Origin of the sequence: Paenibacillus sp. FSL H7-0350, from assembly GCF_038593195.1 — a bacterium.
Lineage (GTDB): Bacteria > Bacillota > Bacilli > Paenibacillales > Paenibacillaceae > Paenibacillus_AQ.
In genome coordinates, this window is sequence record NZ_CP151972.1 from 3,683,957 (window position 1) to 3,697,238 (window position 13,282).

Below are 13,282 nucleotides of genomic sequence, written 5' to 3' on the forward strand. Positions count from 1 at the left end.
GCTTACAGATAAGGCATAGGATTCACCGCTGTCCCGTTGATCCGCACTTCAAAATGCAGATGCGGGCCGGTCGAACGTCCGGTAGACCCGGATTCGGCAATCTTCTGCCCGCGCTCCACCCGTTGTCCCTGGCTCACCTTGATACCGCCCTCGCGGATATGTCCGTACAGCGTCCATACCCCGCCGCCATGATCGATAATGACACAATAACCATAACCGCTGTACCACTGCGCAACCAGCACTGTACCGGAATCCGCTGCGTGAATACTCGTACCCTGCGGCACGGCAAAGTCCACACCGGTATGCAGCTTGCCGACTTCATGCGTCACCGGATGGGTCCGGTAGCCAAAAGGAGAGGAGATCCGCGCGTAGCCCACCGGCCGCAGATAAGGACCATCTCCACCGGAATATTCCTCTACGCTCGCAAAGGAGGAGCTGTCGCCGCCGGAAGACTTCGCGGCTTTCGCCTTCTCCGCCGCCTTGGCTGCGGCTAACGCCGCCCGGCGCTGCGCCTCAGCCTTCGCTGCAGCCGCTCTGCGCGCCGCTTCCTCCGCCTTAATCTTGTCCTTCTGCGCTTCCAGCACGGAGCGGCTGCTGGCCAGTTCTACCAGCTTGGCATCCTGTTCAGCAGAGATAACCTCCGAATTCTGAATCTCCTCATCATAATAAGCGATAAGCTCCTGCTTCTCCGCTTCCTTCTCCTTCAGCATACTGCGCTGGGCTTCCAGGTCGGTATACAGCTGCTTCGCCGTGGCATATTGCCCTTCCAGCTCCTGCTTCTTGGCAATCACCGTCTGCTTGTCCAGCTTATGCTGCACCAGCAGATCCTGATCCTGATCCACGATCATCTTCAGGGAATCGGCCCGGTCCAGGAAGTCGGAGAAGCTGGTCGAGGACAGCAGCACATCCAGATAGGAGACTGCGCCATCCGTGTACATCAGACGGACGCGGGATTCCAGCAGTTTTTCGCGGGAGGCAACGCGCGCCTCCGCCTCATCCAGCTCTGTTGCCGTCACGGTAAGCGACTTCTCCGTGCTGGCAATTTTGCCGGATATTGTGGTCATCTCGCCCTTCACCTGTGTAATCTGCCCCAGTACGTAGTCCAGGTTCAGCGTGGTCTTATTCCTATAATGCTTAGCCTCCTGGTTACGGGAGTCCGCCTTATCCTGCGCCGCCTTGGCCGCCTGGACCTCCTGCTGCAGCTGCTTCAGCTGCTTATCGATTTCGGCAACACTTGTTTTCTTCGCATATCCGTCAGAGGGCCCGAACATTGTGACAGCCAGCAATATTACGGCCATTCCGGCAGCAATCTTCTTCAACTTGCACTCTCCGTCCTTTGTTCAAATATAAGAATCATACAGGTTATACCTTCAAGAACTTGCGGATCGACACCGTGCTGCCCCATACGCCAATCAGTACCCCGAGGCCCACCAGCAGCCCGCATAGCAGCAACCAGATATTCTCAAATGGAATGAGTTGCAGCCCCAGCATCGGATCTCCCTTCACGGAAGACACCAGACTGCTATAACCGGCGTAGAGGGCACCCGAGGTTACCACTGAACCAATCAATCCAATCAGAGCACCTTCGATAAAGAAGGGCCAGCGGATGAAATAATTCGTAGCGCCCACGAGCTTCATAATGCCGATTTCCTTGCGGCGGGCCAGAATCGTTACCCGGATGGTATTCGAGATCAGGAACATCGACATCAGCGCCAGTCCCGCTACAAAAATAAACCCGATATTCCGTACCGCCTTGGTCACCTTGAATAAAGTCTCCACAGAGCCTTTACCGTAGTTCACCTTGTAGATTGGCTGCTCTTCATGCGTCTTGTTCAGTGCTTCTATCTTCTCCGCTACAAACGGAACTGTGGTCGGCTCAATGACTTCAACGAGCAGCTTGTCCGGCAGCGGATTATTGTCTTCATCGAATCCTTCCAGGAGCTCAGCGGCATCCGGCCCCATATCTTCACGGAATTCCTTCAAGCCCTGTTCTTTGGAGACGAACTCCACCTTGCTGACTTCCGGCATATTGCCGATTTCGTTTTCCAGATTCTCCCGCATCTTCTGGTCCGTATTCAGCGTCAGATGCACATTGATCTGCACCTGGCTGTCTGCTTTGTCCGCAATTTGATTGACGTTGAGCACCAGCAGGATGAACACTCCGAGTACGAAGAGAGAGACAACGATGGAAGTGATGGACGCCACCGACATCCAGCCGTTGCGGAATACGTTTTTGAAGCCTTCCCGCAAATGCCGCAAGAAGGTTTTAAAACTCATAACCGTATTCCCCTCTCAATTGGTCTCTGACGATCGTTCCATTCTCAATCGCAAGCACCCGTTTGCGCATTTTGTTCACAATATCCCGGTTGTGGGTCGCCATAACGATCGTGGTGCCGCGAAAATTAATCTCATCCAGCAGCTGCATAATGCCCCATGAGGTCTCCGGGTCCAGATTGCCGGTAGGCTCGTCCGCAATAATAACGGCAGGGTTGTTGACAATAGCTCTGGCAATCGCGATCCGCTGCTGCTCTCCCCCTGAGAGCTGTGAGGGCTCACGCCCCGCCTTGCTGCGCAGTCCCACCAGATCGAGCACTTCATTCACACGCTTCTTGATAATCTTCTTCGGTGCCTCAATAACATCCATCGCAAAAGCCACATTCTCATACGCCGTCATCTTCGGCAGCAGCCGGAAATCCTGAAAGACCACACCGATATTGCGGCGCACATAAGGGATCTTACGGGGCTTCAGCTTGCCGATATTGAACCCGCCTACGGAGATCTGTCCTTTGGTTGGCGTTTCTTCTCTATAAATTAATTTCATGAACGTTGATTTACCTGCGCCGGACGGTCCGACAATGTAGACGAACTCATTGCGGTCGATTTTGACGGATATTCCTTGCAATGCATGGGTCCCGTTAGCATAGGTCTTCCATACATCCTGCATCTCAATCATTTTCTCACTTCCCGATTCTGACATCTTCCGCCGGGCTACTGGGCCGGGGGAGCTTCCATAAACTGCATGATTATCGCAGGCGTATCTATTGTAACAAATCCATAACCCCTTGAGTACCCGAAAGTTTTACCGAATCCTTACATATACATAAAAACATCAGGTTTTGCCCCATAGAAGGAGAGATTACTTATGAAAAAAATACACGCCGCTCTCATCGCGGGTTTCGGTCTGATGCTGGCCGGTTCGCTGGCTGCCGGAGGGCTTCATCTATACGGCAGCCAGCCTACCCTGCCCGCAAATACCGCTATCGCAGGCTGGGAGATTGGCGGAATGAACATCGCTGATGTAGCAGCCGGAATGGATGCAAGACTTCAGGCGCTGGAAGCTACTCCACTCATGCTGAAGGCAAAAAATAACGCCGGACGCAAGGTTACCCTTAAGCAGGCAGGTGTGACCTATGAAGCCGGGGATTTCCTCAAGGCGCTGAAAACGCTGACGGACGGCACGCTGATGGAGCGGGTACAAGCCCGGCGCAGCTGGTCCGGCAGCTGGAATATGGAGATTCAGCTGCAGACTGCGCAGCTCAGGAGTCTCTTGAATCCCGAGTGGGAAAAAGAATCCTTCGGCGTTCCGGTCGATGCGGTCCGGCAGATCACCGGAGATGACCGGGTCGTATATACGCCAGGCACATCCTCCTACGAGGTGGACTGGCAGGCGCTGGAGCTTGCGGTGCAGGCGGCAGTGCCCACCCGGTTAGCCGCTGACGGCACACTTCAGGATCAGCAAATTCAGCTGGAGGTTCCCCTTGCTGTCAAGCAGCCGAAGATCACGCTACAGGCGCTTAAGGATCAGGGCATCGACCGCAAAATCGTCCAGTTCAGCACCTCCCTCGGGGCCAGCGGCCCCGGGCGCAGCTTCAATGTAGAGGCCGCCGCCAAAGCCGTGAACGGCACGGTGCTGCCGCCGAATGCGGTTTTTGATTACGGAAAAGCGATCCAGAAGGCCCAGACCGAATACGGCTTCCGCGAAGCCCCGGTCATCGTGAACGGCAAGCTCCAGCCCGGTACCGGCGGGGGGATCTGCCAGGTCTCCAGCACCCTGTATAATGCCGCGCTGCGCTCTGGGCTGGAGATCGTAGAACGGCGCAACCACTCGCTTCCGGTCAGCTATCTACCGAAGGGGCAGGACGCCACTTTTGCCGAGGGGTATATCAATTTTCGCTTCCGCAACAACACCGGCAAATATCTGATCATCAAGTCCGAAGTCCAGGGGCGCACGCTGACCATCAAGCTGTTCGGCACGTTCCCGAAGAACGTCACCTATTCCATTGAATCCAGAACCGTCGAGGTGCTGCCCCCCACGGATAAATATGTGAGCGATAATTCGCTCCCCAAGGGCGGAACCCGGGTACTGCTTGCCGGAAAAACCGGCTATGTAGTTGAAACTTACATTACCCGCCATGTGGATGGTACAGCGGTAGAGAGAAATCTGCTCTCCCGCGATACCTATTACGCCCAGAAACGTGTCATCGCCATCAACCGCGGCGGGATGAGCAAATCCGATCAACCTGAATCCCCGCGCAGACAGCTGGTCGAGGACGGAGTGAAGGTTCGGTAACGTCCGGTTCCCTGAAATGTATGAGCAAACAGAAACGGCTGTGCCCGCCTTGTGACAAGGTCGGCACAGCCGTTATTTTATGAAGCGCTAGACTGAGCCTGAAGCCGCTGCTTAGAAAAGAGTATCCGGCGACATGTCAATTCTCCAGTAGCCGCTCACCTTCTTCAGCTTCACTGTTACTACTTCGGAAGACCCGTTCGCTCCTTCCGCAGGTACAGTCAGCTCGAACACTGCCGCCTGTGCAGTCTTGGAGACCATCCGTGCAGTTGCTCTGGTGAAATCCAGCGAGTTGCCCAGATCGGAATTGACCTGTGCCATGCGGCCCTCATGCTCCAGGAACTGTGTCTGTGCATAGAAGGCGGCCGCATTATGCGTGAACCCCTTCTTGATATAGCTCATCAGCTGCTGCTTCGAGCTCAGATCGCTCGACAGATAGCGGTACTCCTGTGCTTTATAAGTGAACAACTCCGGGCTGAATACATTGCCTCCCCGGCTGGCATACGTATATAGCTTCTTGGCATGAACCACCAAGGGAACAACGCTCCGTTCAGTGAGATTGTTAATGGTAGCCGGCCCTTCCTTGCCCGGTGCAGACGCCGCAACCGTCCTTACGCCCTCAATACTTGCCACCGGTGAAGCCGCAAGCGCTCCGCCCCCTGCAGAGACAAGACCCAGTGATAATGCCAGTGAACCGATCATCCATTTTTTGTTCATCATGAACGCCTCCTCATATTCCTGTGTGGTAGTCCGAAGCCTGCCCCAGACTAAGCTGCTGCGATAAGTACTCTATACCTTACAATAGCCCGTAACCTGTAATACCCAAACCACCCCGGGGTATAAACGGGTAATGGGGGGAAAGCGTAAAAAAACTCTGCCTTCCGTGTAAATGGAGGGGCAGAGTTGGGGGGAGGATTATTCGGCGGTATCCTTTGACTTCTCATAGTATGCTGTGAAAGTAATACTGGCTGAAATCATATTTTTGGAATTACTAGAGTGCTGGAAGCTGAATGAGTCCACATTTATAATACGCGGCAGAAGCTGTAGTGCATTCATCCAGCTCAGGACATTGCTATAAGTTCCTTCTACCAATGCATCCATCTTCACTGTTTTCACTTCTGGAAATGCAGCTTCGGATGTCCCCATCGTAACCTGAGCTTGGTTGTTGTCCTCCAACGCAAAGCCGACATCTTTCAATCTGGCATTGGTCATTGTTCCAATAGTTCGTAAGTCAATAATTAACTGTTCACTATTGTCTCCTCGTGGAAGCTTGGCTAGAAGCTCATCCTGTGCACCGTTATCAGCCGTTGAAGTATTAAACTCTTGTATTTTGTTCTCGATGAGTCGGTTCTGTTGTTCCAACTGCGACATCTCTGATTCCTGCTCTGTAATCTTACTAGTTGTAGGTTGAAATCCTAGCAAGAAGAAAGCGAACAATAGCAGAAACAAAACAAGAACCCCAAGCACAATTGGTGAACGATATTTATTGATTTGTTCCATGCTCATCCGCCTCCCCCGGGTTTGTAGAAGCAGCAGATTCTTGCAGCCGGTCTTTGACCAAGTTAACATGGTAATTCGCTGTATAGTAGCTTTTTAGAGTAACAGGAGATTGCAGGTTGCCAGATAAATCTCCCTCAGATAATTTTTGAACAAGGACATCTACAGTGAAGGACATTTTACGCAATTCAGCCAGATATTTGGCCGCATCTTCCATTTTGGACAGCCTCACTGTCAGATCAATAGAATTTTGGAACGTATAGCCGATGCTATTAAACGATGCCCCTTGCGGCAGTCCAGATGCAAGCTCGTTTAATATAGGAACGATATTCTGTTTATACTTTAGAATCTCTTCAACGGCAGTCTTACGGTCGAACTTACCTGAACCTCCATTATTAGCCTTGGCGAGTTCCAGCTGAAGTAGTTCACCCCGGTCCTTCAGACCCTGAATTTCCTCAGACTGATTGCTAATCTGTCCCTTATTAGCTGTATAAAAGATCCCGGTCCCCACCATACCCAGCAGCCAAATGCCAACGAGTGCAATGACCAGATAAGGAAACAGCATGGCTTCGCGGTCTTCTCGCGGCAAAAGATTAATATGCTTTCCGCCATAGCCTAATGCAGCTCCGGTAGCTATCCGGTAGCTGTTTAACTGCTGATCCTGGCTTCTCGGCGCGCTGGCCTCAAGCTGATCCAGACTCAGAGGAATGATCTCCTGCTCGGCTAAAGACTGGCTCAATTCCTCATGTAGTTGACTGCGTATACCAGGTGTTCCTGTAATCAGAATGTTGCTGATTCGTGTACTTCCGTCATGAAGACTATACTGGTAGAAATTCAACATCCGTGAGATTTCCGCCGTAATCTCCAGCATCTGCTCAGGCGACAAACGCTCCTCTGTACTCTCATAAGCAGCAGCTACCTCTGACCTGTAAGAGATCTCTTCCCGCCCGGGAACACCCATCAGTTCTGTCCTGCCTGCTTGAAGATCCGCGACATTAATAGTTCGGATGAAGACAGGATTCCCCTCACGAAACATATAAATATCCAGCAGTGAATGCTCCAGATGGATCAGCATCGTCTCTGCAAAGGTTTGACCTTGACTTAGCATAATACTTCGGGCTAACGCTGTTGCCGAAATTTCGATACTATTCACCCGTAAGCCCGCAGCTTCCAATATATCAATATAATCCTGAATCGGCTTACGCGGTGCTGCAAATACCAGCAGGTGGCTTTGGTCTTCATCAACACTAGTAGTTACATAGTCGTATACCGGATTTTCAAAAGGCAAATGCAGTCCGGTCTCCACCTCAAGCTTCACAAGCTGCTCCAGTTGCTTCTCATTTGTGCTGGGAATACTCATTTTACGGATTATGATTTGAGCAGGCGGGATGGCTAAGGATACCTTAGATCCGCGAAGGCCTTGCTTCTTAACCCAGGGCTTAAGAATATCCAGCAGAGACTCCCCATCAGCAATCTGATTCTCGACGATTATTCCCAGATGTAATGGAAGCACCTTTTTCTTGCGTACTTCCCATGTTTTATTCTTCTTCAAGCTGACGCAGCGGATAGCGGATTCCTCTATGGAAATCCCGACTGCTTGTTGACCTAATCCCATCATCCGATGATGTTCCCCCTAACCGATAAACGAAAGATATGCACTGATGATGTCTGGGCCGAACAGGAATGAAAGGAGTGCGCCCAGAGCCAGGAAAGGACCGAACGGTACAGGCTGCCTGCGCTGGATAGTACCGAAGAGCTGCAAGATGCCGCCAACAGCTGCCCCCAATGAGCAAGCTATTAGAAATGCCAAAATAACATTCGGCCAGCCTATAACCCAGCCCAGTAGTGCAAAGAGTTTAACATCCCCGATCCCCATACCTCCGAACAGTGCCAGCAGAAACAGAACCCCTCCACCGCTTAAAGCACCAAGCAAGTGATGCCATAGCGGGACATCTGCCATAAAAGGAACCAACAGCAGGAAGAGTGGTGCAAAAAATAGCAGCACTTTATCCGGAATTAGCATATATCGTATATCAGAGACCGTAATAGTAACCGACAAGCAGACTAGCAGCATTCCGGTAATCCCTTCAAACGTAGGTCCGAATTTCAGATACATCACCAGAAACAATACTCCCGTTATTGCTTCTCCAAACGGATATACGGGCGACACCCGGGTACCACAATGCCGGCACTTCCCTCGTGCTAATAAATAACTGAGAACCGGGATTAGATCCAGTGACTTAAGTCTTGCACCGCATTTAGGACATTTCGATGGCGGATGCAGCAAAGACTCTCCTGCAGGAATCCGTAATCCTACTACATTCAAGAACGACCCTACAGTTAGGCCTAGTAAAGTTACATATATCCCGATAAATATAGCCATAGTAAGTTTTGTGCCTTTCGGGGATTTTAAAAAAGGAATCGGAATAATTCCGATTCCAAGAATAACAATTAAGATTATATTAAGGAGTGGTAGCAGTAGATGGTGAAGGCTCAGAACTAAGTACTTGCTGCGGAGTAAATGTGCCGCTTGTATCTGCCGCTTCAGATATGGGGGTAATATCTACAGAATCAAGTTCTCCATTTGTTCCAAAAACGATGTTAGCGGCAGTGATTGGGGCCTTAGTACTTGGAAGATACATGTTTGATTCTATATAGTGGCCAGCTCTAAGTTGAGCCAAAGTTACAGTAGTTCCTGTAAAATCTCCATTTCCTTCGCCAATGACATATAGACGAGCTGCTTCATAAAGTTGTCTCGCAGTAGCCACATCAGAATCTTCTTTTGATCTATCAATAATTCCACCAATCAAAGGAATTGCAATAACCGCAATAATCCCCAAAATAACAATAACCGCCAATAACTCAATCAGCGTAAACCCTTTCTGATTCTCCTCCTTGCTAAGTCTTCTCTTCATTGCCTGTGCTAACATTTCGTGTCCCCCTTGAAATTAGTAGTGTGTGATATTTTCCAACAGAAATTAAATCCTGTATTGCTACTTTCCCGCTGCCTTGCTTCGGCCTTCACGCCGTCTGTCCGGCGTCACCCCTCTCCATATGTTCAAGGAACCGCAAGGTTCACATATTACCGTACAGGCTGAACATAGGAAGCATAATAGCTGCTACAATTACCCCAACTATTCCTGCCAGGAAGGCTATCAGAAGTGGCTCCAGTAGTGATTTCAAGCGGTCCACTGTATTCTCCACATCCATCTCATAGAAGTCGGCGACCTTCGATAACATTGTATCCAGGGCCCCCGTTTCTTCACCGATTGCTATCATCTGAGTCACCAGTGGAGGAAACACCCATGCCTTCTTAAGCGGCTCAGAGAGTGGTTTTCCTTGCCTTAGCGAGTCACCCGCACTGCGTATATAACGCCCAACCACCTTATTCCCCGCTACTTCCTCTACAATTGCCAGGGACTGAAGAATAGGTACTGAGCTGGCATAGAGCGATGAGAAGGTACGGGTAAACTGTGCAATAGAACCTTTCTGATTGAGCTTACCGAAAACAGGCACTTTCAGCTTCGCATAATCGATTGCATATGCACCTTTCTCGGTACGTTTGGTTATCTGATAAGCAACTACAAGGAGTAGTACTCCTAATATCCAGTAATACCACTGACCTTGAATACTCTTGCTGAGAGCCAGGACCATCTTAGTGATAGCAGGAAGCTCTGCATTCATTGATTCAAACATAGTGACAAACTGTGGAACAATTGCCCATAGCAGATAAATAACAGCTCCTACAGCCATTACTCCGACTGTAATCGGGTAAGTCAGAGCGGATTTTATCTTTTCGGTCGTTGTATGCTGTTTCTCAAAAAAGACCGCTAACCGCTCCAGTGTTCCCTCCATATTCCCGGATTCTTCTCCGGCACGGATCATGCTGACAAACAATGGCGGAAAAATCCGTTTGTGTTCCTGTACGGCCTGGGAGAATGGAATTCCCCGAAGCAGACTGGAACCGACCTCCTGAAGAGCTTTACGCAGCGGTTTACTATCCGTCTGTTCGGCTAGAATCCGTGTAGCATCTACGATGGATACTCCAGCCCTCATTAGCGTAGCGAATTGGCGGCAGTAAATAATAAAGTGAATAGTCTTAACAGGATTTCCTATGTATATATCCATCTGCAAAAGGGAGGTTTTGCGTTCGACCAGTGAGAATACGGTAAGACCACGCTTACGAAGCTCGTCCATGGCAGCTGGTTTATCCGTAGCGGTAAGCTTACCTTTGAGTGGTCTGCCTGCCGGTGTCTTAACCTGGTACTCAAATAATGCCATTAGCCGTTCACCTCGCTCATATAGGCTTTGGCCGCCGTAGAAGTTATAAGACCACCTGCAAGGTGTTCACGAATGCTCATCTCCAGTGTATGCATACCCAGTGACCGGCTTGTCTGCATGACATTCTTCAGTTGGTGTGTCTTCTCCGTTCTAATCAAATTAGCAACAGCCGGTGTATTCACCAGAATCTCCGTTGCACATACCCGCCCCCGGCCTGTGGCTCTTGGGAATAGACGCTGGCTGACTACGGCTAACATCACTGAAGCCAGCTGCGAACGAATCTGATTCTGCTGATGGCCTGGAAAAGCATCGATAATCCGGTCTATCGTTTGTGGTGCATCCGTTGTATGTAGAGTTGCCAGGACTAGGTGCCCTGTCTCAGCCGCAGTAACGGCTGCCGAGATCGTCTCCAGATCACGCATTTCACCGACCAGGATAACATCTGGATCCTGCCGCAATGCGGCCCGCAGACCGCTGGCGAAGCTGTGGGTGTCACTCCCGACTTCACGTTGATCTACTAAGCACTTGCCATGGCTGTGCAAAAACTCAATTGGATCCTCCAGCGTTACGATATGCTTGCTCTCAGATTGGTTGATAGAATGAATCATTGCTGCCAGTGTGGAGGACTTGCCGCTGCCCGTAGGGCCTGTCACCAGGATCAGACCTTGCGGCTTCTTGGCCAAGCTCTCCAGAATGAGCGGCATGGATAGTTGCTGTAGTGACAAGATCTCCGCAGGAATAGAACGGGCTGCAATGCTTACCCCACTCCGCTGGCGGTACACATTGACCCTGTAACGTACTCCGTTATCTAGCGGATAAGAGAAGTCAATTTCTCCAGCCGTATTAAAAATACCGCTATTGCCTTCCCCCATAAGCACCTCTGCCATTGCCTGTGATTCCGCAGCCGTGACCCGTTCTCCTTCAACAGGGTGCAGGACTCCATCAATTCTGATTACAGGTGCAGACCCTACGGAGATATGCAAATCCGAAGCTTTGGAGGTATAGGCCATATGGAGCAGTTGTATGATGTTCCTCGTGAAAGTAGACATTGGCTATCCTCCTCAACGCATGATTAGAACCATCAATTCTTGTTTATTGCGATACAGTCTCCCTCAAGACCTCTTGGAGTGTTGTAGTTCCCTGTGTAACCTTAAGAAAGCCATCCTCCATTAGTTGTACAAGTCCGTGTTGCCGGGCAGCAGCCTTCAATTCATCAACAGATGCCAGGTCGGTAATTAACTGCCGCATGTGGTCGTCTATCGTCAGGACCTCATGAATGGCAATTCGCCCACGGTATCCTGTGGTGCTGCAACTCCCGCAGCCCCGTCCACGGTGCAGGTAGTCTGCAGGCAGGCCGTATTTCCGCAGCACGATCGCTTCCTGCTCTGATGGCTTGTACTTTTCTTTGCAGTCCGTGCAGATTTTACGCACAAGCCGCTGGGCAACCACTCCTATTAGGGAGGAGGCAATCAAATAAGGCTCAACTCCCATATCCCTGAGTCGCGAAATAGTACTGATGGCATCATTGGTGTGTAGTGTTGATAGAACAAGATGCCCTGTTAACGATGCTCTGACAGCTATTTCTGCTGTTTCAGTGTCACGTATTTCCCCGACCATCACGATATTGGGGTCCTGCCGGAGAATCGATCGTAATCCTGCCGCAAAGGTGAGACCGACCGCAGCATTCACATGCACTTGGTTGACCCCTTCAAGCTGGTACTCTACCGGGTCCTCGACGGTTATAATGTTCGTACTCTCCACGTTTAATTGGTTCAAAGCAGAGTATAAGGTCGTTGTTTTCCCGCTTCCCGTTGGGCCTGTAATCAACAAAATCCCGTACGGTCTGGCAATCATCTCTCTAAATACAGCAGCATTCGACTCACTGAAGCCAAGACTGTCTACGGATTTGACGCCAGTGCTGAGATCCAGCAGCCGGAGCACGATTTTCTCACCATGCATAGTCGGCAGGGACGATACACGGATATCAACCATTTTGTAATCAAATTGCATCTTGATGCGTCCATCCTGTGGAAGCCTGCGCTCTGCTATGTTAAGCTTCGCCATAATCTTCAATCTCGCGGTGATAAAGCCCTGCATCTGTTTGGGAATTACACGTTCTGTCCGCAGTGTTCCATCGATCCGGTATCGGATGGAGAGGTTGTTCTCTCCCGGATCTACATGAATATCAGATGCGCGCAAGGCTACTGCCTGCTGAATCATCTGATTGACCAGCCGGACTATTGGTGAATCCTCATCCGTAATCTCGGTCTCTTCAATCTCTTCCTGAGTGGGCAACTCTACCATCATTTGGCTCATAGAATCACGCATACCATAATGACGGGCAATCGCCCGCTGCAGCTCATCCCGGGTAGAGATCGCAGGTTCAATCCTGAATCCTGTACTCATCCGCAAATCTTCAATAGCAAAATAGTCCAGCGGATCAGCCATAGCAACCATCAGCTTGCCGCCTTCCTTCATGAAGGGAAGCACTTGATAGCGTTTGGCCATGCTCTCCGGGATAATCTGTGTGATAGCCGGATCAATCTGATATTTGAACAAACTAACATGTGGTATACCGAGCTGGAATTCCAATACTTCGATTAATTGTTGTTCTGTAATGTAACCCTGCGAGATCAGCAGATCACCAAGCTTCCGTTTGGTTTTGCGTTGTTCCGCCAGTGCTTCAGTCAGCTGTTCCTGCGAGATAATGCTGTTGTCTACCAACAAATCTCCAAGTCTTTTTTTTATGATTGGCATAGTAGCTCATCCCCAGCCCTCACTTATATTCGTCAATAGTAGAACCTCATAGCATTTAGCAGAAGTGGAAAGTGAATTTCCATTTTTCCGAAAAAATCGAAACATATCTTGCACGGGACTTTGCGTGTTACATAAATGATTTTCTGATATTTCATAGATTTTATAGTTCTAATTACTTAA

At 50.2% G+C, this 13,282-nt stretch carries 12 protein-coding genes; 1 reads left to right on the plus strand and 11 read right to left on the minus strand.

Annotation, left to right across the window (positions count from 1 at the left end; genetic code table 11):
- Window positions 1–2 precede the first annotated feature (2 nt).
- Genes NYE24_RS16885 through ftsE form a run of 3 tightly spaced genes read right to left on the minus strand, consistent with a single transcriptional unit; the run spans window position 3 to window position 2,953 of the window.
- The gene (locus tag NYE24_RS16885) at window positions 3–1,319 is read right to left on the minus strand and encodes a M23 family metallopeptidase (RefSeq protein ID WP_036694714.1); all 1,317 of its coding nucleotides are present in this window, start codon (window positions 1,317–1,319) and stop codon (window positions 3–5) included.
- 43 nt (window positions 1,320–1,362) lie between these two features.
- Complete coding sequence (gene ftsX, locus NYE24_RS16890) at window positions 1,363–2,277, minus strand: permease-like cell division protein FtsX (protein ID WP_342479145.1); 915 nt, start codon at window positions 2,275–2,277, stop codon at window positions 1,363–1,365.
- Entirely contained in the window at window positions 2,267–2,953 is a 687-nt protein-coding gene (gene ftsE / locus NYE24_RS16895) for a cell division ATP-binding protein FtsE (protein WP_036694710.1), read from the minus strand. Before ftsE ends, ftsX begins: the two co-directional genes overlap by 11 nt.
- A 189-nt stretch (window positions 2,954–3,142) precedes the next feature.
- Between ftsE and NYE24_RS16900 the strand changes: the two genes are divergently transcribed.
- A complete protein-coding gene (locus NYE24_RS16900) occupies window positions 3,143–4,570 on the plus strand; it encodes a VanW family protein (protein ID WP_342479146.1) in 1,428 nt (475 codons plus the stop codon).
- A 111-nt stretch (window positions 4,571–4,681) separates the two neighbouring features.
- Here the strand turns inward: NYE24_RS16900 and NYE24_RS16905 are convergent, their stop codons facing one another.
- The 8 genes from NYE24_RS16905 to NYE24_RS16940 form a co-directional block, all read right to left on the minus strand.
- Window positions 4,682–5,287 (minus strand): DL-endopeptidase inhibitor IseA family protein, encoded by a 606-nt coding sequence (locus NYE24_RS16905; RefSeq protein ID WP_084648908.1) that lies wholly within the window; start codon window positions 5,285–5,287, stop codon window positions 4,682–4,684.
- Between the two features lie 195 nt (window positions 5,288–5,482).
- Entirely contained in the window at window positions 5,483–6,067 is a 585-nt protein-coding gene (gene pilO, locus NYE24_RS16910; RefSeq protein WP_342479147.1) for a type 4a pilus biogenesis protein PilO, read from the minus strand.
- Entirely contained in the window at window positions 6,051–7,682 is a 1,632-nt protein-coding gene (gene pilM / locus NYE24_RS16915) for a pilus assembly protein PilM (protein WP_342479148.1), read from the minus strand. The genes pilO and pilM overlap by 17 nt, the downstream gene beginning before the upstream one ends.
- Window positions 7,683–7,697: 15 nt before the next feature.
- The gene (locus NYE24_RS16920) at window positions 7,698–8,447 is read right to left on the minus strand and encodes a prepilin peptidase (RefSeq protein WP_342479149.1); all 750 of its coding nucleotides are present in this window, start codon (window positions 8,445–8,447) and stop codon (window positions 7,698–7,700) included.
- Between the two features lie 79 nt (window positions 8,448–8,526).
- On the minus strand, window positions 8,527–8,994 hold the full coding sequence (locus NYE24_RS16925; RefSeq protein ID WP_342479150.1) for a type II secretion system protein: 468 nt from the start codon (window positions 8,992–8,994) through the stop codon (window positions 8,527–8,529).
- Between the two features lie 145 nt (window positions 8,995–9,139).
- A complete protein-coding gene (locus NYE24_RS16930) occupies window positions 9,140–10,345 on the minus strand; it encodes a type II secretion system F family protein (protein ID WP_342479151.1) in 1,206 nt (401 codons plus the stop codon).
- Window positions 10,345–11,394, minus strand: coding sequence for a type IV pilus twitching motility protein PilT (locus NYE24_RS16935; RefSeq protein WP_076159591.1), 1,050 nt, complete (start codon window positions 11,392–11,394; stop codon window positions 10,345–10,347). Before NYE24_RS16935 ends, NYE24_RS16930 begins: the two co-directional genes overlap by 1 nt.
- Window positions 11,395–11,437: 43 nt before the next feature.
- Entirely contained in the window at window positions 11,438–13,102 is a 1,665-nt protein-coding gene (locus NYE24_RS16940; RefSeq protein ID WP_076159588.1) for an ATPase, T2SS/T4P/T4SS family, read from the minus strand.
- Window positions 13,103–13,282: the final 180 nt, after the last annotated feature.

What these genes read in the sequence shown, in the direction of transcription:
- NYE24_RS16925 (WP_342479150.1), bottom strand. Translation starts at nt 8,994, where the DNA reads ATGTTAGCACAGGCAATGAAGAGAAGACTTAGCAAGGAGGAGAATCAG.
- ftsX (WP_342479145.1), bottom strand. Translation starts at nt 2,277, where the DNA reads ATGAGTTTTAAAACCTTCTTGCGGCATTTGCGGGAAGGCTTCAAAAAC.
- NYE24_RS16930 (WP_342479151.1), bottom strand. Translation starts at nt 10,345, where the DNA reads ATGGCATTATTTGAGTACCAGGTTAAGACACCGGCAGGCAGACCACTC.
- ftsE (WP_036694710.1), bottom strand. Translation starts at nt 2,953, where the DNA reads ATGATTGAGATGCAGGATGTATGGAAGACCTATGCTAACGGGACCCAT.
- NYE24_RS16905 (WP_084648908.1), bottom strand. Translation starts at nt 5,287, where the DNA reads ATGATGAACAAAAAATGGATGATCGGTTCACTGGCATTATCACTGGGT.
- pilO (WP_342479147.1), bottom strand. Translation starts at nt 6,067, where the DNA reads ATGGAACAAATCAATAAATATCGTTCACCAATTGTGCTTGGGGTTCTT.
- NYE24_RS16920 (WP_342479149.1), bottom strand. Translation starts at nt 8,447, where the DNA reads ATGGCTATATTTATCGGGATATATGTAACTTTACTAGGCCTAACTGTA.
- NYE24_RS16935 (WP_076159591.1), bottom strand. Translation starts at nt 11,394, where the DNA reads ATGTCTACTTTCACGAGGAACATCATACAACTGCTCCATATGGCCTAT.
- pilM (WP_342479148.1), bottom strand. Translation starts at nt 7,682, where the DNA reads ATGATGGGATTAGGTCAACAAGCAGTCGGGATTTCCATAGAGGAATCC.
- NYE24_RS16940 (WP_076159588.1), bottom strand. Translation starts at nt 13,102, where the DNA reads ATGCCAATCATAAAAAAAAGACTTGGAGATTTGTTGGTAGACAACAGC.
- NYE24_RS16900 (WP_342479146.1), top strand. Translation starts at nt 3,143, where the DNA reads ATGAAAAAAATACACGCCGCTCTCATCGCGGGTTTCGGTCTGATGCTG.